22 protein-coding genes are annotated in these 21,452 nt (G+C 36.8%); 16 read left to right on the top strand and 6 right to left on the bottom strand.

Annotation, left to right across the window (positions count from 1 at the left end):
- The first annotated feature begins 31 nt into the window (after window positions 1-31).
- The 10 genes from ftsE (at window position 32) to hemB (ending at window position 7,863) form a co-directional block, all read left to right on the top strand.
- The gene (gene ftsE / locus KO502_RS02535; RefSeq protein ID WP_216020989.1) at window positions 32-730 is read left to right on the top strand and encodes a cell division ATP-binding protein FtsE; all 699 of its coding nucleotides are present in this window, start codon (window positions 32-34) and stop codon (window positions 728-730) included.
- Window positions 723-1,697 carry a permease-like cell division protein FtsX gene (gene ftsX, locus KO502_RS02530; RefSeq protein WP_216020988.1) on the top strand — a complete coding sequence of 325 codons (975 nt, stop codon included), beginning with the start codon at window positions 723-725 and terminating at the stop codon, window positions 1,695-1,697. Before ftsE ends, ftsX begins: the two co-directional genes overlap by 8 nt.
- A gap of 298 nt (window positions 1,698-1,995) precedes the next feature.
- Window positions 1,996-2,853: an RNA polymerase sigma factor RpoH gene (rpoH, locus tag KO502_RS02525; protein ID WP_216020987.1), complete on the top strand. Its 858-nt coding sequence runs from the start codon at window positions 1,996-1,998 to the stop codon at window positions 2,851-2,853.
- A 244-nt stretch (window positions 2,854-3,097) separates the two neighbouring features.
- Window positions 3,098-3,352 carry a twin-arginine translocase TatA/TatE family subunit gene (gene tatA, locus KO502_RS02520; RefSeq protein ID WP_216020986.1) on the top strand — a complete coding sequence of 85 codons (255 nt, stop codon included), beginning with the start codon at window positions 3,098-3,100 and terminating at the stop codon, window positions 3,350-3,352.
- 3 nt (window positions 3,353-3,355) lie between these two features.
- On the top strand, window positions 3,356-3,784 hold the full coding sequence (tatB, locus tag KO502_RS02515; RefSeq protein ID WP_252730458.1) for a Sec-independent protein translocase protein TatB: 429 nt from the start codon (window positions 3,356-3,358) through the stop codon (window positions 3,782-3,784).
- Complete coding sequence (tatC, locus tag KO502_RS02510) at window positions 3,781-4,539, top strand: twin-arginine translocase subunit TatC (protein ID WP_216020985.1); 759 nt, start codon at window positions 3,781-3,783, stop codon at window positions 4,537-4,539. The genes tatB and tatC overlap by 4 nt, the downstream gene beginning before the upstream one ends.
- A complete protein-coding gene (locus tag KO502_RS02505) occupies window positions 4,520-5,011 on the top strand; it encodes a hypothetical protein (protein ID WP_216020984.1) in 492 nt (163 codons plus the stop codon). The genes tatC and KO502_RS02505 overlap by 20 nt, the downstream gene beginning before the upstream one ends.
- A gap of 12 nt (window positions 5,012-5,023) precedes the next feature.
- Window positions 5,024-5,902, top strand: coding sequence for a TatD family hydrolase (locus KO502_RS02500; RefSeq protein ID WP_252730457.1), 879 nt, complete (start codon window positions 5,024-5,026; stop codon window positions 5,900-5,902).
- Entirely contained in the window at window positions 5,902-6,783 is an 882-nt protein-coding gene (locus KO502_RS02495; protein ID WP_252730456.1) for a diguanylate cyclase, read from the top strand. Before KO502_RS02500 ends, KO502_RS02495 begins: the two co-directional genes overlap by 1 nt.
- 33 nt (window positions 6,784-6,816) lie before the next feature.
- On the top strand, window positions 6,817-7,863 hold the full coding sequence (hemB, locus tag KO502_RS02490; protein WP_216020983.1) for a porphobilinogen synthase: 1,047 nt from the start codon (window positions 6,817-6,819) through the stop codon (window positions 7,861-7,863).
- A gap of 109 nt (window positions 7,864-7,972) precedes the next feature.
- Here the strand turns inward: hemB and KO502_RS02485 are convergent, their stop codons facing one another.
- Together KO502_RS02485 and rhlB are read right to left on the bottom strand one after the other, a co-directional pair.
- On the bottom strand, window positions 7,973-8,974 hold the full coding sequence (locus tag KO502_RS02485; RefSeq protein WP_216020982.1) for a phosphatase: 1,002 nt from the start codon (window positions 8,972-8,974) through the stop codon (window positions 7,973-7,975).
- A 29-nt stretch (window positions 8,975-9,003) separates the two neighbouring features.
- Window positions 9,004-10,305 (bottom strand): ATP-dependent RNA helicase RhlB, encoded by a 1,302-nt coding sequence (gene rhlB, locus KO502_RS02480; RefSeq protein ID WP_216020981.1) that lies wholly within the window; start codon window positions 10,303-10,305, stop codon window positions 9,004-9,006.
- Window positions 10,306-10,472: 167 nt separating this feature from the next.
- Here rhlB and trxA point away from each other — a divergent pair, with 167 nt between their 5' ends.
- The 4 genes from trxA (at window position 10,473) to fre (ending at window position 14,660) form a co-directional block, all read left to right on the top strand.
- The gene (gene trxA, locus KO502_RS02475) at window positions 10,473-10,799 is read left to right on the top strand and encodes a thioredoxin TrxA (protein WP_216020980.1); all 327 of its coding nucleotides are present in this window, start codon (window positions 10,473-10,475) and stop codon (window positions 10,797-10,799) included.
- 253 nt (window positions 10,800-11,052) lie between these two features.
- Window positions 11,053-12,312: a transcription termination factor Rho gene (gene rho, locus KO502_RS02470; protein WP_216020979.1), complete on the top strand. Its 1,260-nt coding sequence runs from the start codon at window positions 11,053-11,055 to the stop codon at window positions 12,310-12,312.
- A gap of 132 nt (window positions 12,313-12,444) precedes the next feature.
- Window positions 12,445-13,926: a 4-hydroxy-3-polyprenylbenzoate decarboxylase gene (ubiD, locus tag KO502_RS02465; protein ID WP_216020978.1), complete on the top strand. Its 1,482-nt coding sequence runs from the start codon at window positions 12,445-12,447 to the stop codon at window positions 13,924-13,926.
- A gap of 14 nt (window positions 13,927-13,940) precedes the next feature.
- Entirely contained in the window at window positions 13,941-14,660 is a 720-nt protein-coding gene (gene fre, locus KO502_RS02460; RefSeq protein ID WP_216020977.1) for an NAD(P)H-flavin reductase, read from the top strand.
- A gap of 113 nt (window positions 14,661-14,773) precedes the next feature.
- Here the strand turns inward: fre and KO502_RS02455 are convergent, their stop codons facing one another.
- Window positions 14,774-15,433, bottom strand: a complete 660-nt coding sequence (locus KO502_RS02455) for a response regulator transcription factor (protein ID WP_216020976.1) — start codon at window positions 15,431-15,433, stop codon at window positions 14,774-14,776.
- Window positions 15,434-15,641: 208 nt separating this feature from the next.
- Between KO502_RS02455 and KO502_RS02450 the strand changes: the two genes are divergently transcribed.
- Window positions 15,642-16,700 carry a diguanylate cyclase gene (locus KO502_RS02450; protein ID WP_216020975.1) on the top strand — a complete coding sequence of 353 codons (1,059 nt, stop codon included), beginning with the start codon at window positions 15,642-15,644 and terminating at the stop codon, window positions 16,698-16,700.
- 119 nt (window positions 16,701-16,819) lie between these two features.
- Here the strand turns inward: KO502_RS02450 and KO502_RS02445 are convergent, their stop codons facing one another.
- From KO502_RS02445 to coaBC, 3 genes are all read right to left on the bottom strand, one after another.
- Window positions 16,820-18,313: an aminoacyl-histidine dipeptidase gene (locus tag KO502_RS02445; RefSeq protein ID WP_216020974.1), complete on the bottom strand. Its 1,494-nt coding sequence runs from the start codon at window positions 18,311-18,313 to the stop codon at window positions 16,820-16,822.
- Between the two features lie 131 nt (window positions 18,314-18,444).
- Window positions 18,445-19,041, bottom strand: coding sequence for a nucleoid occlusion factor SlmA (gene slmA / locus KO502_RS02440; protein WP_216020973.1), 597 nt, complete (start codon window positions 19,039-19,041; stop codon window positions 18,445-18,447).
- 109 nt (window positions 19,042-19,150) lie between these two features.
- Window positions 19,151-20,362, bottom strand: coding sequence for a bifunctional phosphopantothenoylcysteine decarboxylase/phosphopantothenate--cysteine ligase CoaBC (gene coaBC, locus KO502_RS02435; RefSeq protein ID WP_216020972.1), 1,212 nt, complete (start codon window positions 20,360-20,362; stop codon window positions 19,151-19,153).
- Window positions 20,363-20,497: 135 nt separating this feature from the next.
- On the opposite strand from coaBC, the gene radC reads away from it, so the two are divergent.
- Window positions 20,498-21,280 (top strand): DNA repair protein RadC, encoded by a 783-nt coding sequence (gene radC / locus KO502_RS02430; RefSeq protein ID WP_216020971.1) that lies wholly within the window; start codon window positions 20,498-20,500, stop codon window positions 21,278-21,280.
- The last annotated feature ends 172 nt before the right edge of the window (window positions 21,281-21,452 follow it).

Raw genomic sequence — 21,452 nt, 5'->3', positions numbered from 1 at the left:
GCTTACTTACTTGGATAATAAATAAAATAATATGATTGAATTCAATAAGGTGAACAAAACCTACCCTGGCGGTTTTCTAGCATTAAAACAAGTGAGTTTTAGTCTTGAAAGTGGTGAAATGGCGTTTTTAACGGGTCATTCTGGCGCAGGTAAAAGTACTTTATTAAAATTAATTTCATTAATGGAAAAGCCAAGCTCGGGTAGTATTCAGGTTAACCATACTGAATTGTCAGACATTCAATACAAGCAAGTACCTTATGTGCGTCGCGGTATTGGCATGATATTTCAAAGTCATAACTTACTTAAAGATCGAACCGTTTTTGACAACGTTGCTTTACCGCTTATTATTGAAGGTGTTAGTAGTAAAGAAATTAAAAAACGTGTTGAAACAGCGTTAGAAAAAGTACATTTAACGACTAAATTAAAATGTTATCCACACATGCTTTCAGGCGGTGAACAACAACGTGTTGGTATTGCTCGCGCTATTGTTAATAAACCACCTATTTTGCTTGCCGATGAGCCTACTGGTAATTTAGATCCAAAACTATCTTTAGACATCATTCGTTTATTTGAAGAATTTAATGCTGCCGGTGTAACCGTATTAATTGCTACTCATGATTTAGGTTTGATTGCTCGCATGAGATATCGCACCTTAACCTTAAAAGAAGGCACCATGATCAACGATGGTATTGTTGATGGCTTACAAGCGCGAGGTGTTGCTGATGAGTAATTTACATCGTAGTGGCTTACATCAGCGTTCAAGTATGTTTCGACGTTTAATGACTTTGCCTATTAGGCACGCACAACAAGCAATAGGCAGTTTAGGAGGATTATGGCGTACACCTTTTACGACTGTGATGACCATTTTTGTATTGGGTATTAGTTTAGCCTTACCGGCAACTTTACATCTTTTCATCAAGAATGCTGAGCAGGTTAGTGAGCAGTGGGACAGCGCTTCACAAATTACCTTGTTTTTAAAGTTGTCTACTAGTGAAAAAAGCGCTCAAAATTTGGTTAAACGTATTGGTCTTGATAATGATGTTGCTGAAGTAAAGTATATTTCTGCAGAGCAAGCATTAAAAGAGTTTAAAGTATTATCAGGGTTTGGCCAATCACTTGAATATTTAGATAAAAATCCGCTACCAGCAACAGTGCTTGTTACTCCGACGCAAAGAGCTAGCCAGGCGGAAGCGGCTAATGATTTATTGGCAAAGCTAAGTAATGAACGAGAAGTAGATCAGGGTAAGCTTGATTTAGAGTGGTTAACACGTTTAGAGGCAATGACACGTTTAATTGAAGATATTGTTATTGGTGTTGCTTTGTTACTGTGTTTGTCAGTTGTATTGATTGTTGGTAATACCATTCGTTTAGCAATTTTAAATGAAAAAGATGCTATTGCTATTATGAAGCTAGTCGGTGCAACCGACAGCTTTATTCAACGTCCATTTTTATACTCAGGTATTTGGTATGGGATTTTTGGCGGTATTCTTTCATGTATTACCGTAACAATACTCGCTTGGTATTTAGGTTATGCAATTAATGATTTAAGTGAGTTATATCAAAGTAACTTTCAATTAGTTGGTTTGAACGGCAGTGAAGCGTTAATGTTAATTGTTTTTGCTATTACACTAGCTTTAGTGGGTAGCTATATTTCTGTGAACCAACATATTAAAGACATAGAGCCTAATGCAGATTAGCCGGAATTGCTCATAATAAGCCTGACATTTAACATTAGTATGTAAACATGAGCAATAAAAAAGTACTCACTAATAAGTGTAAGCTACTGTTTAATATTAATAATTAAATATGATTACAAATAGTCACATTTAATTCATTAAAAAAATGTAAGATCACCTTGTACCACCCTGTTTATTGAGCTAATGTTCATATCCCCGTTGCTGATAGTTCGGCAAAATATGTTCTTGACGACATGTTATTTACCTCGGGTGATTTCAAGAAATAATTAAAGAATGAAGAGAATAAAGGAGAGTCATTATGGATCAGTCAATGCAACTTACTTTACCTAAAAGCGGTAGTATCGAAGCATACATGCAATCAGCGTATAACATTCCAATGTTAACAGCTGATAAGGAGCATGATCTGGCTACTCGCCTATACGAAAATAATGATTTACAAGCGGCACAAGAATTAATCATGTCGCACTTACGTTTTGTTATTCATGTTGCAAAAGGCTATGCTGGTTATGGTTTACCACATGCTGACTTAGTACAAGAAGGCAACGTCGGCTTGATGAAAGCCGTTAAACGTTTCAATCCAGAAGTAGGTGTACGTTTAGTTTCATTTGCTGTGCATTGGATCAAAGCTGAAATTCATGAATATGTGCTTAAAAACTGGCGCATAGTTAAAGTTGCGACAACAAAAGCGCAACGTAAATTATTTTTTAACCTACGTAAAAATAAAAAACGTTTAGGTTGGTTTAGCGCTGAAGAAGTGAGTACAGTAGCTGAAACTCTTGGTGTAACGACTAAAGATGTAATAGAAATGGAATCTCGTATGAGTAGCCATGACCAAGCATTTGAATTATCAAATGATGATGACGATAATGTTGGAGCGGGTAGTTTTTCTCCAGCACAATACCTTGAAGACAAGCAGTCAGACTTAGCGGTTGAAGTTGAAAATAATAACTGGGAAGATCATGCGAATCAACGCTTATCAACAGCGCTTGTAGCACTTGATGAACGTAGCCAAGATATTATCAAAACGCGTTGGTTAACCGAAGATAAAACAACATTACAAGAGCTTGCGAATAAATATGATATTTCAGCAGAGCGTGTAAGACAGTTAGAAAAAAATGCGTTATCTAAATTAAAAAATACTATGGTTTTTGATTAGCGCTTATAATCTTATTATTAAAAAAACCGACACAATGTCGGTTTTTTTATATCTAAAATTTAGTTCAATTTAAATAAAGAGTTGGCAACATATACGTTAAAGTTTTTTTTAACGCATAAGTTAGCCATTCATTAAGGCTTTTGCTCGTTTCCTAAGTCAATTTGGGTATATAATGCAAATACATATAACATAGGCTAAACAGAAATTAGTCTTGTGAACATCAAATATTAGGAGTGGAGTTATTATGGGTGGAATCGGAATTTGGCAACTAGTTATTATTGCCGTTATTATTGTACTTTTATTTGGCACTAAAAAGTTGCGTAACTTAGGTGGTGATTTAGGCTCAGCTGTTAAAGGCTTTAAAAGTGCTATAGGTGAAGATAAAAAGCAAAGTGACGATGAAAAGCCTGCAGATACTATTGCAGATACAAGCACTAAGTCAGCTGAAGATATTAATACGGCCTCTGCCAATAAAACTAAAGAAAACGATCAGGCTTAATTTATGTTTGATGTTGGTTTTTGGGAGTTAGTACTCATTGCAATTATGGGCTTAGTTATTCTAGGTCCAGAACGTTTACCCGTTGCTATTCGCACCATTCGTGGTTGGATATCTGGAGCGCGTAAATTTAGCGATACTGTAAAAGCAGAATTAACAGAAGAGTTACGTGTTCATGAACTGCATACTAACTTGAAAAAAGCAGAAGAAAGTAACTTACAAAATCTTAGCCCTGAGGTTGCAGCGTCATTAAAAACATTGCGCGAAGCTGCAGATTCAGTAACTGAACCGTTTAAAAAAGTGGATACTCAAGAGGCAGAGATTAACCCAAGTGAGCCTTCGCCTGAAGAAAAAAAAATTAGCGCAGTCGGTAAGACGACAACCAAGCCTGTAGATCAACCGCAAAATGAAGTAAGTGATAAACCTCAATTATGAGTACGCCTCCAACACAACCTGCCAGTCTGTTTGATCATCTTTTAGAATTACGTAATAGTCTATTACGTTCTGTTTTAGGGGTGCTTATTGTTTTTTGTTGCTTAGTTTACTTTGCACAAGACATATACCAATACGTAGCGCAGCCATTATTATCCGTGATGCCTGAAGGCTCCCAAATGATAGCTACAGATGTTGCATCTCCTTTTTTTGCGCCTTTTAAACTTACCTTAGTGCTCTCATTATTTATTGCTATGCCATTTGTTTTATATCAAGTGTGGGCATTTGTAGCGCCAGGATTATATAGTAATGAAAAGCGTTTAATTGCACCGTTAATGCTTGGTTCAACCATGCTGTTTTACGCAGGTATAGCCTTTGCGTATTTTATTGTGTTCCCTGTCGTATTTGCTTTTTTTACCTCGGTTGCGCCAGAAGGGGTGGTTATTGCTACAGATATAAGTAGTTATTTAGATTTTATTCTAAAATTATTCTTTGCTTTTGGGGTTGCGTTTGAAATACCTATTGCCATTATTTTAATGTGTTGGACAGGTATAACAACACCGGCAAGTTTAAGAGAAAAACGTCCTTATGTTATTGTTGGTGCGTTTGTTATTGGCATGTTATTAACTCCGCCTGATATTATTTCGCAAACTATGCTTGCTGTACCTATGCTCATTTTATTCGAAATAGGCATTGTTATTGCCTCCCTTTATCATAAAGATGATGAAGAAATTACCAATGAAACTACTCAGCAATAGTAAAAAAGCATTATTAACTCGCGGCGGATATAAGGTCGGCTGTATTTTTTTCTACTTATTGGTAAGTTTATATACACATAACGGGGTTGCTGATGAAATCTCTTTAAATCAGCAACTAGTGGTGTGTAATAAAGTAATAGAGAATTCAGCACGGTTAGCCTGTTTTGACGAGATAGCTATTCAACCTAATCAAATTAAAGATAATTTTGCCAAAGAGCACTTAAAAAAAAGTGATGTAGAGCGAGCTAACGAAATAAAAAAAGTCACTTTAACCATTAGTGACTTAAGTAAAAATCCTTACGGTAAGTGGATTATTTATTTTGAAAACCAACAAAAATGGCAGCAAAAAGATAGTAACCAATTAAGCTTGAAAGTAGGTCAGCGTGTTACGCTAACTAAAGGGGCATTAAGTGCTATATATTTGCAAAAAGAAAATACCACTAAACGTATAAAAGTCAAAAGACTCCAATAGCGCGAGGTTACTTTGAATAACACTATTTTAAGCCATACCATTGCAGATACTACTATGAGTGATCAGGCTGATATTAGCTTGATAGATATTGGTGTTAATTTGACTAATCAACGCTTTGACAAAGATCGTGAAGACGTTATTTTACGTAGCCAACAGGCAAAATTAAGTCATTTATTAATTACTGGCACTAGTGTTTTTGAAAGCCAAAAAGCACTAGCTTTATGTAAGCAGTATCAGCATACCTTTCCAAATTACCTGTATTGTACTGCAGGTGTTCACCCTCATGATGCTGATCATGTTTGTGATGATTATTTAGATAAACTTAAAGCTTTAGCTGACAATGAACAAGTTAAGGCTATTGGTGAGTGCGGTTTAGACTTCAATCGAAATTTTTCAGCTCCAGCACAACAACAGAAAGTATTTGCTGAGCAAGTAGTATTAGCGGCTGAGTTAAATATGCCGTTATTTTTACATCAACGTGATGCTTTTGAACCATGGTTTAAAACCTTGTCACCTTATGTTGGCAAAATTCCTGCAATGATAACGCATTGTTTTACCGGTACTAAAGATGAATTAATTCAGTGTTTAGCCGCCGATATGTATGTCGGTATCACGGGCTGGCTTTGCGATGAACGCCGTGGGCAAGCATTACGAGACATTGTAGGTTTAATACCATTAAATAGGCTATTGATTGAAACCGATGCACCATACTTAACGCCAAGAACAATTCGCCCTAAACCTAAAAGTAGCCGTAATGAGCCTAGTTATCTCCCTTATATATTGAAAGAAATAGCTAATATTACAGGTATTGACCAGGCAGAAATTGCTAGGCAAACTCGTATGAATGCACAAAATGTATTTAATTTACCAGCCATAAAAGAATCCTTTTAATGAAATTATTGTTTTTATTTCGGATAGTTAGTGGCGCAGCTTTATTGCTGAGTTATGTACCTGTGGCTACAGCAATGGTCGCTGAAAGCAATACATCATTAAACTTAGGCTTAGGGTTTTTAATCGGCATACTTATATCGAGTCTATTTTTTAAATATTTGCACCGTCACAATCGTCATAAATATCAAAAAATGATGCAAAAACTTAAATCAGCAAAAAAAAACGCTAAAGTGATTCAACAAGCAATGGATAAGTTAGCGATAGAACAACAAGACAATCAAGACTTGTTAGAAGAGCGTGTACAAGAGCGAACTATTGAACTTAATATCGCTCTACAAGAGTTAGAAAGTGCGAATCAAGAGCTAGAACGTAAGAATATATTAGACGAATTAACTGGTTTACATAATCGCCGCTTTTATGATCAAAAAATATTAGCTGAACATCGTCGCAGTCGTCGCAATATAACACCACTGAGTTTAGTGGTGATTGATATTGATCACTTTAAATCGGTTAATGATAATCATGGCCATATTGCGGGTGATAACTGCTTGGTTTGGCTGGCAAAAATAATTACTAAAAGCTTAAAGCGCAGTACTGATAAAGCCTTCCGTTACGGCGGAGAAGAATTTTGCTTAATTTTACCTAACACCGACGCTGATGGTGCATTACTTATGGCTGAACAATTACGTTTACAGGTATGTGAGCAAGCGTTTCAATTTCAAGATACTGAAATCCCATTAACAATTAGTTGTGGTGTTAGTACCTACTTCAAACAAAAAGGTATTGGCCCAGAAGAAATTTTTGCTGCTGCCGATAAAGCTTTGTATCAAGCTAAACATAATGGACGGAACCAAACGCAACAACAGGCGATAACCGAATAAACAATTTTTCACCGAATAAATTTAGGAATTTTTATGTACCACAATGGTAACTCTAACTTTGGGCAGTTTCCTGCGCGAAGAATGCGTAGAATGCGCGTAGATGATCACACTCGCCGCTTAATGGCAGAGTCACAACTGACAGTAAATGATTTAATTTACCCTGTCTTTGTTTTAGAAGGTGAAAATCAAAGAGAAGCTATTACTTCAATGCCCGGTGTAGAGCGTAAAAGTATTGACCTATTATTAGTAGAAGCACAAGAATTAGTGGATTTAGGTATTCCTGCTATTGCTATTTTCCCAGTAACACCGAGTGATAAAAAATCATTAATGGCAGAGGAAGCGTATAACCCAGAAGGTTTAGCACAGCGCACAGTTCGTGCTCTAAAAGCCAATTTTCCTGAGCTTGCTGTTATTACAGATGTTGCCTTAGACCCTTTTACTACGCACGGGCAAGATGGCATTTTAAGTGAAAGTGATGACAACAAAGCGGGTAAAACCGGTTATGTTGTTAACGATGTAACTAAAGATATTCTAGTGAAACAAGCACTTTCTCACGCTGAAGCGGGTGCTGATATTGTCGCGCCATCAGATATGATGGATGGACGTGTTGGCGCCATTAGAGAAGGTTTGGAACAAAACGGCTTTGTGAACACCAAAATATTGGCGTACTCAGCTAAATATGCGTCCAACTACTATGGTCCATTTCGTGATGCGGTTGGCTCAGCGGGTAATATCAAAGGTGGCAACAAACACACTTACCAAATGGATCCTGCGAATAGTAATGAAGCAATACATGAAGTTGCCCAAGATATTGCTGAAGGTGCTGATATGGTTATGGTTAAGCCTGGTATGCCATATTTAGACATTGTTCGTCGCGTTAAAGATACTTTTCAAGTACCAACTTACGCTTATCAAGTCAGTGGTGAATATGCCATGCATGTGGCCGCCATTCAAAATGGCTGGTTAGCTGAAAAACCATGCGTAATGGAAGGTTTATTGGCCTTTAAGCGTGCCGGTGCAGATGGTATTTTAACGTATTTTGCTAAACAAGTAGCGCGCTGGTTAAAAGAAGAGAAGTAACTTAAGACTTTAATTCAGAATATTGATTTTAAAATGTTAGCTATAAAAAACGCGACAATTATGTCGCGTTTTTTATGAGTTCAGTTCGAAATTTTAAAGCCGAGTAGGATTATATTATTTTAGCGTCAGGCACTAATTCAAAAAATAAACCTTCACGCAATGCGCCACTAGACAGGCATAACTCTTTAATATTTAAACAAGTAAACAACGCAATTAATATACTTAAACCACTGGCGAGTACTGCTGCGCGATCGTCTCTAAGACCTTCTATTTTAATATTATTTATGGTTTTACACTGGATAAGCGCGGCTTTAATTTCTAATAGAAAGTCGAGAGTAACAACGGGGTTTTGTTGCCGAGCTTGTAAAATTTCAACACAAGCTTGCATGGTACCAGAGCTACTTACCGCATATTGCCAACCTAGTTGAATAAATTCGTCTTTAATAGGCGTGATAATAGCTTCAGCCGCACTAATACAAGAGTTAAAATTTTCTTGTGATAAAGTGTTATTAGAAAAAAATTGTCCGATAAAACTCACACAGCCGATATTTAAACTAACAACTTTTTTAGCGCTGCAACCAACGCCTACGATAACTTCGGTACTAGCACCGCCGATATCAATAACTAATTGCTTTTGAGCAGCTTGTAAATTACATTTTGCAGTATGTGCAACACCGGCATAAATGGTTTCAGCTTCTTGCTCGCCTGAAAGTAACTTAATTGGCTTAGGCAAAATTTTTGCCGCAGCGTCAAAAAATAACTGGTTGTTTGTGGCAATGCGTAATGCCGCAGTAGCAACAATTAATATATTGTTAACAGGGATGGTGTTGAGATATAAGGCGAAATTTCTAAGACAATCAAGACCAAGTTCAATGGCATCGTCGGTTAGTAGGTTGTTACTATCTAAACCCGCAGCCAAGCGTACTTTTTGCTTAACTTTATTAACCGTTTGAATTGTTTTACCTGTAGGTGTATTAACTAATTGAGTAATAAGGAGATGAAAGCTATTTGAGCCTAAATCAACCACAGCATAATGGGATTCATCATACTGTGGAATTGCCACTTTTATTGCTTCAGGTGTGGCTTGGTTTAGGCTAGCTAGATCACTCAATGTACTGAATACCCATAAAAAGTTAAGTTTTAACTTCTGTTTCCGTTATGACTATTTCCGCCACGATTACCTTGTGAGCGAGAATTAGAACGTCCACCTTGTCTGTTACCTGTTCTAGAGTTATTGCCTCTAGGACGGCGTTGACGAGGTTTTGGTTTAGGTAAGTCAGTTAGTAATGCATCATGATCATACTTAGTTACCGGTAATTCATGCTCAATATAGGTTTCAATTTCAGGTAAATTAAAAACATATTGTTCACAGGCTAAACTAATAGCATGGCCTGTTTCACCAGCACGACCAGTACGACCAATACGGTGTACGTAATCTTGACAATCATCAGGTAAGTCATAGTTAAATACATGAGTAACGCTTGGAATATGTAAACCACGCGCAGCGACATCAGTTGCTACTAAAATATCAACTTTACCTGCGGTAAATTCTTCGAGTATTTTTACACGTTTTTTCTGTGGAACATCACCGGTTAATAAACCAACACGTAATTTGTCAGCTACTAAATGATCATATACTTTTTCACAAACATGTTTTGTGTTTGCAAAAATAATCGCTTTTTCAGGCCAATCCTCTTCGATTAGCGTTTGTAGTAAAGTCATTTTATCTTCGTTTGATGGATAAAATAATTCTTCACTAATGCGAGTGTTTGTTTTTTGCTCAGGCGCTATTTCAACACTTGTTGGCTCATTCATGTGATCAAACGCAAGTTCTTTAACACGGAATGATAGGGTTGCTGAAAATAGCATGCTTAAGCGTTCTGTCGCAGGTGGCATTTTATTAAACATATAACGAATATCTTTAATAAAGCCTAAATCGAACATTCTATCGGCTTCATCAAGCACAATCGCTTCAATGTTATTAAGGTTATATATACCTTGTTTCATGTAATCAATTAAACGACCACAAGTCCCGATAAGAATATCAACACCTTGTTCAAGTACTAGGCGTTGACTTTCGTAACCTTCGCCCCCATAAACTACACCAAGGCGTAATCCTGTACTTTTTGCCATTTCTTCTGCGTCACGAGCAATTTGAATGGCTAGCTCACGCGTAGGCGCCATAATCAAAGCACGCGGCTGATTATGGGTAGGCGCTTCTTTTTGAAGCAGATGATGGAAAGTAGCTGCTAAAAAGGCAATAGTTTTACCTTCACCTGTTTGTGCTTGGCCTGCAATATCAGTGCCTTGCAACAAAATTGGTAAAGACTGTGCCTGGATAGAGGTACAATAATTGAAGCCCATGGCTTCTAATCCGGTAACAACTTGCGGAGCAAGATTTAGGTCAGCGAATTTCGTTTCTGTTAAGTGTGTTTTTTTCATGGCGCTAGCTTAACATTTTTGTTTGCGAAATGGTTGCTTATTAAATAAATAATTCACTGAACCGATATAAGTAATACTAATTGTTACTTAAAACAGTATTGGAAAAGTGAAAAATCACGGTATAATTACTTTTAAAGGCGGTTTCGCCACAACAAACGGAGAATATAATGAGCGATAAAATTGTTCAGCTAACTGATGATAGTTTTGAAGCAGATGTATTAAAAGCATCAGGTTTAGTATTAGTTGATTTTTGGGCTGAATGGTGTGGTCCTTGTAAAATGATTGCCCCAGTACTTGACGATATTGCCAATGAATATGAAGGCAAAGTTACTGTTGGTAAATTAAACATAGACGATAACTCAGCTACACCTCCTAAATATGGTGTACGCGGTATTCCAACATTATTACTTTTTAAAGATGGTGAAATTGCTGATACGAAAGTTGGCGCATTATCTAAAACTCAATTAAAAGAATTTTTAGATAAAAATTTATAAATTGAACATAAAAGCCTGAGAACTTACCCTTAAGTTAGCAGGCTTTTTTATAACAGCTGAATAAAATATTTAGTTACATAATTATTCAGCCTTTACCTAGCTAAGATTTAGTGCTAAATTTACCTCCTGAGTACAAAATAACATCGCTTTATCTCTATTCTCATTAATTTAATAAATACAAACAATATTGAAAACACACTCGTGTCTGCAATTCCCAAAGACACTATCACTTAAAATAGTTTAAGAAACCCCTATGAACCTTACCGAACTGAAAGAAAAATCCATTAATGAATTGGTTAAGCTTGCCGAAACAATGAAGCTTGAAAACCTTGCTAGAACACGTAAACAAGACATAATTTTTGCTATTTTAAAAGCCCATGCTGAAGGCGATAATGATATTTTCGGCGGTGGCGTTTTAGAAATTCTACAAGATGGTTTTGGCTTTTTACGCTCTGCAGACTCTTCATACTTAGCAGGCCCAGATGATATTTACGTATCACCAAGCCAAATACGCCGTTTTAGTATGCGAACAGGTGATACCATTCAAGGCAAAATCCGTTCACCGAAAAAAGGCGAACGTTATTTTGCCTTATTAAAAGTTACTGAAGTTAACTTTGACCGTCCAGAAAATGCCCGCAATAAAATCTTATTTGAAAACTTAACGCCGATTCACCCAACCGATCGTTTGTCGATGGAACGTGGTAATGGCTCTACCGAAGATATTACTGCGCGTATTTTAGATTTGGCTTCACCAATTGGTAAAGGCCAACGTGGTCTAATCGTTGCGCCACCAAAAGCGGGTAAAACACTTTTACTGCAAAATATTGCACAAAGCATTGCTTACAACCAACCAGACGCTGAATTAATGGTGTTATTAATTGATGAGCGTCCGGAAGAAGTAACAGAAATGCAGCGCCTTGTTAAAGGTGAAGTTATAGCTTCAACGTTTGATGAACCAGCAAGTCGTCACGTACAAGTGGCTGAAATGGTAATTGAAAAAGCCAAACGCCTAGTTGAACACAAAAAAGACGTAGTCATTTTGCTTGATTCAATCACCCGTTTAGCACGTGCTTATAACACGGTAATTCCATCGTCAGGTAAAATCCTAACCGGTGGTGTTGACGCTAACGCTTTACATCGTCCAAAGCGCTTCTTTGGTGCAGCACGTAACATTGAAGAAGGTGGTAGTTTAACTATTATCGCTACCGCGTTAGTAGAAACAGGTTCTAAAATGGATGAGGTTATCTACGAAGAATTTAAAGGTACAGGTAATATGGAATTACACCTGTCACGCAAAATTTCTGAAAAACGAGTTTTCCCTGCTATTAACATTAACCGCAGTGGTACTCGTCGCGAAGAGCTAATTACTAAACCTGATGAATTACAAAAAATGTGGGTTTTACGTAAAGTTGTTCACGAAATGGATGAAATAGGCGCGATAGAGTTCCTAATTGATAAATTAGCCATGACCAAAACTAATGATGAGTTTTTTGACTCGATGAAACGTCAGTAATCATTTATTACTCGATAAATAGAGGTTTTATTTGTCAAAAAAGTCATGATGAAAACCAGTCTACACGGCTGGTTTTTTTATTTTATCTCCCACTTTATTAATTCCTTATTTAGCCTATGTTAGGTAGTTACTATGAAATATAACGATTTAAGAGACTTTATCAGTCAGCTAGAAAAAATAGGACAGCTTAAACGCATCACCCAACCTATTTCTACGCATTTAACTATGACTGAAATTAGTGATAGAACTTTGCGCGCTAAAGGTCCTGCATTATTATTTGAAAATGCCGTTAATGAAAATGGTGAACCCTATGGTACGCCAGTGCTTACTAATTTGTTCGGCACGCCAGAGCGAGTTGCTTTAGCTATGGGGCAAGAGAATGTTAGCGCTTTGCGTGATGTGGGTAAATTATTGGCTATGTTAAAAGAGCCAGAGCCACCAACAGGCTTTCGTGATGCATTTGATAAATACCCTGTGTACAAGCAAGTGCTAAATATGCCAGTTAAAGTGATTAAAAAGCCACTTTGTCAGCAAATTGTATTAAGCGGAGATGAAGTTGATTTAACAAAATTACCTATTCAAACCTGTTGGCCAGGCGATGTTGCGCCACTTATTACTTGGGGTTTAACAGTCACTCGAGGTCCTCATAAAGCCCGTCAAAATTTAGGGATTTATCGCCAACAAGTGTTAAGTAAAAATAAAGTGATCATGCGTTGGTTATCACACCGTGGTGGTGCGTTAGACTTTCAAGAGTTTAAAAAAGAAAATCCAGGCGAAAAATATCCTGTTTCAGTCGCATTAGGTGCAGATCCGGCTACTATTTTAGGCGCGGTAACGCCAGTGCCAGATACTTTATCTGAATATGCTTTTGCAGGTTTATTACGCGGCGCTAAAACCGAAGTAGCTAAATCAATCAGCAATGATTTAGAAGTTCCGGCAACCGCTGAAATAATCTTAGAAGGTTATTTAGATCCAGAAGAAATGGCACCAGAAGGTCCTTATGGCGATCACACAGGTTATTACAATGAAGTTGATAACTTTCCGGTGATGACCGTTACACATATTACTATGCGTAAAAACCCTATTTACCACAGTACTTATACCGGACGTCCGCCAGATGAGCCAGCTATTTTAGGTGTCGCTTTGAACGAAGTGTTTGTGCCTATTTTACAAAAGCAGTTTCCTGAAATTCAGGACTTTTATTTACCACCTGAAGGCTGTTCATACCGGCTTGCTGTTGTTACCATTAAAAAACAATATGCGGGTCACGCAAAACGCGTGATGATGGGAGTTTGGTCATTCTTACGACAATTCATGTATACCAAATTTGTAATTGTCTGTGATGATGATGTTAATGCGCGCAGTTGGGAAGACGTTATTTGGGCGATGACCACGCGTATGGATCCAAGTCGTGATACTGTCTTAATAGAAAACACGCCAATTGATTATCTTGATTTTGCTTCACCGGTATCAGGTTTAGGCTCAAAAATGGGCTTAGATGCTACCAACAAATGGCCAGGCGAAACCAATAGAGAATGGGGCGAGCCCATTGAAATGACCAAAGAAGTTAAATCACAGGTTGATACACTTTGGGATGAATTAGATATTTTATAAGTAAGGTTTGAACAATGAAAACAGTGAGTTGCCAAGTACAGTCGTTAACACCACTAACGACACATGTGTATAAAGTGTTATTAAAGCCGAGTGAAAAAATTGATTTTATTGCAGGTCAATATTTAAACTTTATCATGACAGATCAAGACAAACGCCCATTTTCAATTGCTAGTTCTCCTAATAGCGAGTTAATTGAATTACAAATAGGCGCTTTTGTTGCTGACAGCTACCCAATGCAAGTTATTGAACGTATTAAAGCAAGCCAAGCTTCGGGTGAAGCCATCACCGTAGAGATCCCATTAGGTGCAGCTCAACTACGTACTGATAGCGAACGACCGTTAGTATTATTAGCAGGCGGAACAGGTTTTTCTTATATTAAATCTATGTTTGAGTATCTAGCGGAAACCAACTCAAAACGTTCTGTTGTTGTTTATTGGGGGTTGCGTGAAGAGAATGCTGTTTATGAACTTGCTGAAACTACAGCAACCTTGGCAAAGTTAGGTGATGCTAAATTTATTCCGGTTATTGAAAATATAGATAAAGATTCAGCTACACCATGGCAAGGTAAAACAGGCTTAGTACACCAAGTTGCTATGCAAGATATTGAAAACTTTGAAGCATACGATATTTATTTAGCAGGGCGCTTTGATATGGTTGGCGCAATTCGTAGTGACTTTGTTGAACGAGGCGCTAAGCTAGAGCACATGTATGCTGACGCGTTTGCATATATCTAATAAAAAGTTGGTAGATAAACAAAATAAATAGAATATTATTTATTTTGTTTAGATGAAAAAGCACATCGATGATGTGCTTTTTTGCTTTCTGAGTACTTAAAGGATGTAAGTGTTTAGGCTTGCTGAAAGCCTGCTTCGCTTAAATCTAATTGTGCAATAGCAATAACTGCTTGCGTTCTATTACGCACATCAAGTTTACGAAAAATAGCTGTGGCATGTGCTTTAATCGTTGCTTCTGATACATTTAAGTCATATGCAATTTGTTTGTTGAGCATGCCTTGAGCAAACATCATTAAAATACGATATTGTTGCTGAGTTAAGCTGGCAACTCGTTCGGCGATATCGTCAATATTATGCTCACTTTGCGATTGATCAAATGAAGGAGGTAGCCAAATATCTCCTGATAACACAGCAATAATTGCTGAATAAATATCATCAACAGGTGTTGATTTAGGTACAAAACCCGCAGCGCCATAAGACATAGCTTTACTAATAGTATTGTGATCTTCATGTGCTGAAACAATAACTACAGGAATTTGCGGAAAATGATTGCGTACATGAATAAGTGTATTAAAACCATGTGCACCAGGGATATTGAGATCTAATAACAGTAAATCACTGTCAGTATTAGTGCTAAGTTGCTGTTCAAGCTCTTCAATTGTTTCAGCCTCTAACCAAGCAGTAGACATTAGTTTAGCTTGTAATGTCCCTAATAAAGCTTGTCTAAATAGAGGGTGATCGTCAGCTATTATTATTTTTTCTGGCTGAATCATAACTAATTTCCTAAAAAATGATTACTCATTCTAACGGAAAAAAATTGAATAACAAAGTTTATTAAATCGCACTCAGATTAGTTAACTAAGCGTATTTTTAGGTTTTTAATTTTTATTTTGATGAAATGTTTTTGAGTACTAAACTTTATTTATTTTGTACGTTTTATGATAAAGTTGAACGAGTGTTATTAGTAAAAGGATGTTTTTAATGAAGCAGTGGTTTAAAGCTTATCTAGAGTTAGATAACGGTATTGACAACAATGCCTATCGAAAAATAGTCACCAGCAAATTTATCCTATTATTGTCTTTTTCGATACCATTAATTTTTATGATCGGAAATTTAATTTACGGAAATATAGCACTTTTTTATGTCAATTTAGTTTTATTTATTGGCATGTCAATATTATTGTCTATTTCAGGCCATAGACGTCGTTATGGCCCTCATTTTATTCTGCATTTCATGGCTTTGGGTATCTTGTTTGTGGTTTATATACAACAAGCTAAAGAATACACGCCTATTTGGTCTTTTCTGTATATTTTTATCGTTATGTCTTTATATGGAGATAAAATCGGGGTGAGAATTTGTATCGTTTTTTTATCGATACTCTTTTACATATTATCGTTATTTGTAAATGAAAGCATTACTATGATGGAGCTAATCCGATTTGTGATTGTTTCTGTTTTTATTGTGTTTTTTGCTTATTTAACAGAAGCTTTAATCGCTCGAACATTCGAAAAATTAATCGATGCAAAGACTCAGTTAGTGGCTTTAACTAAAACAGATCCCTTAACGGGACTTTTTAATCGTCGTCATTTTGATGAAATGCTCCCTAATAAAATGAGTAATGCCAATAGAAGAAAAGAGTTGTTGGCTTTAGTTATTATCGATATTGACAATTTTAAAAGCTATAACGATACTTTTGGTCATCCTGCGGGGGATTTTGCATTAATCTCTTTAGCTGATTTACTAAAAGCACAAATGAAACGCTCTACTGATACTATTTTTCGTATAGGTGGCGAAGAGTTTGCCTTACTATATCAAACTAAAAATGAAAATGACGCATTACAAGTTATTGAAGATATTAGAAAGTCGGTAGCTAATTTAGATAAAAATTGTGATTTAGAAAGACAAATAACGGTTTCTGCAGGCTTGTTATTTATTCATGCCCAGCAAGATTTAACTTTAGAAAAAGCTTATGAGTTAGCTGATGCATTACTTTATAAAGCAAAAAATTCAGGAAGAAATGTAGTTGTTAGTTCTAAATAACTAAACATCCTATTACCTATTATTTCAAGCACTTAAAATATTTTAAATCGAGTTCAGGTTACTCAGCGCTTAAACCATTTTGGTAAATAGTTGTTGTAAAAATTTAAACGCTACTGAATTTATTTAGTTGGAGCATTAGCTAATACCGCTTTTAACAGTTGCCAATACTTGGTAACACTCGCAATTTCAACTTTTTCATCGGGGGAGTGCGGGTATTTAATTGTTGGGCCAATAGACACCATATCCCATTGTGGATAAGCATCTTTAAATAAACCACATTCTAAGCCAGCATGAATTACCATTATCTCTGGCATCTTATTAAATAATGTTTGGTAAGTATCGACAACTAGCTGCATGATGGCAGACTCATTATCTGGTTTCCAGCCAGGGTATGCCCCTGAAAAATTAACATCAGCACCAGCAAGTTCAAATACCGATTGCACCATTTGTTGTGTTTCTAAGCGGCCATCATCATGTAAACTACGAATTAAAACCATAGCATTAAATTTACGACCACGGGTTTGCATTACCCCTAAGTTTAATGACGTTTCAACAATACCTGCAATATCATCACTCATTCTTATAACACCATTAGGGCAAGCATTAAGCGCGCGTAAAATGGCAGCTTGTGTGGCTCTTGTCCAACACTGTGCAAAGTCTTCAGGTGAAATTAATAACAGCTCTAGGTTGTTTTCTACAACACTATAATTGGCTTTAATTGTGGTTAGGTAATCAGCTAACGCGAGTTTTAAAGCTGCAACATTCTCTGTAGCAATAACAAAGCTTGCATCTGCATCACGAGGGATAGCATTACGTAAACTACCGCCATTTAGCTCTGTTAACCTAATATCAAACTCGTTACAGGCGGTTAATAAAAAGCGAACTAATAACTTGTTTGCGTTAGCGCGACCGGTATCAATATCTACACCAGAATGGCCGCCTTTCAAACCTGAAATAGATAAGTTAAACGCTTGATAATTATTAGGGACTTCTTCAAAAGCTAGAGAGAAAGAGGCTTTACCGTCAATGCCGCCAGCACACCCCACGTATACTTCACCTTCTTGCTCTGAGTCAGTATTAATTAAAATATCACCATCAAGCCAACCTGATGCTAAACCAAAAGCGCCTGTCATTCCTGCTTCTTCATCGATAGTTATCAGTACTTCGATAGGACCATGGGGAATATCATCACTAGCTAAAACCGCAAGAGCAGAGGCTAACCCTAAGCCATTGTCGGCTCCTAATGTTGTGCCTTGGGCGGTAACCCATATTCCATTGTCATTATTATCAGCAGGATTACCTTCGTTATCAATAATATAGGGTTTGATAGGATCGGTTAAAAAATCATGTTCAACACCATTGTTTTTTTGCGGCACCATATCCATATGCGCTTGTAAAATAATGCCTTTACGATTTTCTAACCCTGCGGTAGCGGCTTTTTGAATAATTAAATTGCCAACAGTATCTTCTTTAACGCTTAAGCCTAATTGTTTCGCCCAAGTTTGGATCCATAAAGAAATAGCTTGTTCATGTTTTGATGGACGAGGAATGCTACAAATTTTATCGAATAATTGCCACAAGTTGGCAGGTGCTAATTGTGAGATATTACTCATGGGTTTCTCAATAATTTAGAAGAATAGACGGTAAGTAACAAGTGTTGTTACTTACCGATAAGTATAACGAATAGAGAAGCTTAGTTGCTGTGTGACTATTTATATGCTGGTAGCGATTATAATTAGTGAATTTATTTATCAGCCATTAAAAATTGCCATTGTTCAGCAAAATCAGCACTTGGTTTTTTATTGTAGCCAGAGCGAACATATTGACTCATTTTACCTTCAGCAAAAGATACCAATAAACCAGCCAGTGCTGCTTCGCTAATACTGAATGTTTTACCTTCACGTAACTTTCGTTCGCGTAATACTTGCTTAAATTGTGATTCTAATTTCTCAAAAAATTGATGTACTCTATCGCGTAAGCGTTCATTTTCGCCCATTAACGCATCACCACCTAATATACGACACATACCTGGATTACGCTCTGCGAATACTAATAATACGTGTAGTATATGGTGGCAGCGAACTAAGGTTTCTTTATGGTCGGCTAAGATTAAGTTGATACGAGAAAAAATAGATTCTTCAATAAAGTCGATTAACCCCTCGAACATACGAGCCTTTGATGGAAAATGTCGGTATAAAGCGGCTTCTGAAAAACCGACTTCTGCAGCAAGTTTAGCTGTAGTAATACGCTGACCGGGGCTGTTTTGTAGCATTAACGCTAAGCATTCTAATATTTGGTGTTTACGATTTGGTTTTGGGTTTTTAGTTTGTGGGGCGACCATATAAAATATTCTCTATTGTGCTGTACATATAGTTATAGCAATTAATAAGAGCATTTGAAATAAATGAATTTTTTATGTGCTAATGCTAATTACTATAATCTATTGTTACTTATTTTTTTGACTGTTTTAATAAATAATGCTGATTAATTAACGACACCAATTGTTTGGCTATAATATTTTTATTGGCTAACGGAATTTCTATTTTATCAATAGCACTAAACACGGTTAAGGCATTATCATTACTGTTAAAGCCTTGCCCTGCTTTAGCTACATCATTAGCTGCAATTAAATCTAAATTTTTACGCATTAATTTACCGCGCGCATAATGTTCAACGTTTTGCGTTTCTGCAGCAAAGCCGACAATAAAAGGTTTTTCTGGTAATTGAGCAACATCGGCAACAATGTCAGGGTTTTTAACTAACGCTATTTGTATAGCGTCGCTATCTTTTTTGATTTTTTCACTGGCAATATCTGCCACTCTATAATCTGCGACAGCGGCACAAGCAACAAAGGTTGTAGCTTGTGCGGCATAAGATAATGCTTGTTGATGCATTTGCTCGGCACTTGTTACTTTAATAAGTTCACAACCAATAGGAGCTTGAATATCTACTGGGCCTGAAATTAAGGTAACTTTAGCACCTGCGCGTAACGCAGCATGAGCAATAGCGTAGCCCATCTTTCCTGAGCTATGGTTAGATATGTAACGCACAGGGTCAATTGCTTCGCGCGTAGGACCTGCAGTGATAACCCAATGTTGATTTTGTAAATATTTATCGGCAAAAAAATCACTGGTGAGTGTTACTAAATCAGCAACTTCTAGCATTCTACCTAAACCTATATCACCACACGCTTGCTCTCCAGCTCCGGGTCCCCAAATATGGTGACCCCAAGACTGTAAAGTGTTGATATTTGTTTGGGTTGCTTTGGCGTGCCACATTTGTTGATTCATTGCCGGAGCTATAGCAATAGGAGCATCAGTAGCCAAACATAATGTTGATAATAAGTCGTTTGCCATGCCTGCGGTTATACGCGCAATAATGTCAGCAGTCGCCGGTGCTATAATAATCAAATCAGCCCATTTTGCTAATTCAATATGGCCCATAGCCAACTCGGCTTGTGTGTCTAATAAGCTATCGGAAACGTGATTGCCAGAGACTGCTTGCAAAGTTAATGGTGTTATAAATGCTTTAGCGCCATCGGTCATTACCACGCGTACATTAGCGCCATGGTCTTTAAGTCGACGTACTAATTCTGGTGTTTTATAAGCAGCGATGCCACCTGAAATACCTAGTAATATTTTTTTGTCCTGAAGAATTTGCATAAGCTGCTAATCTTAAAAGTAAGCAATAAGGCGGATAAGATAACATTTATTCACAATATTTAGAAATAGTGATGCTAAATAAGCCTTTAAGCTGGACTCCATAATTATATAAAATAGACAAGCAAGGATGCGCAGATGTTAAATAACTCAAAAAATAGTGATTCGGTCGCTGTAAAATCAGTAGCGAATAAAATAAGTATTAATGAGCCAACTATTAATGCCTCGTTAATAACACAACATACATTAAAAGACTGGCCTGAATCAGAACGTCCTCGTGAAAAGTTAATACAGCTAGGATCTGCGAGTTTAAGTGATGCAGAGTTATTAGCTATTTTTTTACGCACAGGTGTAAAAGGCTGTAATGTAGTTGATTTATCAAGGCAGTTATTAACTAGCTTCGGCAGTTTAGGGGCTATATTTTCAGCAAATCAGCAAGATTTTTGTGCTAAACATGGGCTTGGTACCGCAAAATATGTACAGTTACAGGCTTGTTTAGAAATGAGTAAAAGATACTTAGCTGAAAAAATAAAAAATACCGATTGTTCATTAACATCCTCACAAGCTACACGGGACTTTCTGCAAAGTGAATTACGTTTAGAGAGCCGAGAAATATTTGCCGTACTTTTCTTAGATAACCAACACCGTGTGTTAACGTTTGAACGACTCTTTTTTGGTACCATTGATGCTGCAGCCGTTTATCCTAGGGTAGTGGTTGAACAAGCATTAAAACATCACGCGGCGGCCGTTATATTAACCCATAATCACCCCTCAGGTATGGCACAACCGAGTATTGCCGATAAACAAATTACTCAAAAGTTAATACAAGCATTGCAACTGATTGATGTACGAGTATTGGATCATATTATTGTCGCCGGACATCAGTGTTACTCTTTTGCAGAGCATAATGAAATGACTTAGTTATTTATTGTTAAAATGAGGAAAGTAAGCAAAGTTTCTTATTTGCCAACAGTGTTTTTGTTGAGTTTTTACGCGTGAAATTAATATTTTTTACGCTTGAACGTAATAATATTTAATCGAAAGTCGAGAAAACAACAGGTTTTTTCTATTGTTTATTCTATTTAACTTGCTG

The sequence above is a fragment of the Colwellia sp. E2M01 genome (assembly GCF_018860585.1).
Taxonomy (GTDB): Bacteria; Pseudomonadota; Gammaproteobacteria; order Enterobacterales; family Alteromonadaceae; genus Colwellia.
Note: the sequence above shows the minus strand (reverse complement) of the source record. Positions and strands in the feature narration are given on the sequence as shown.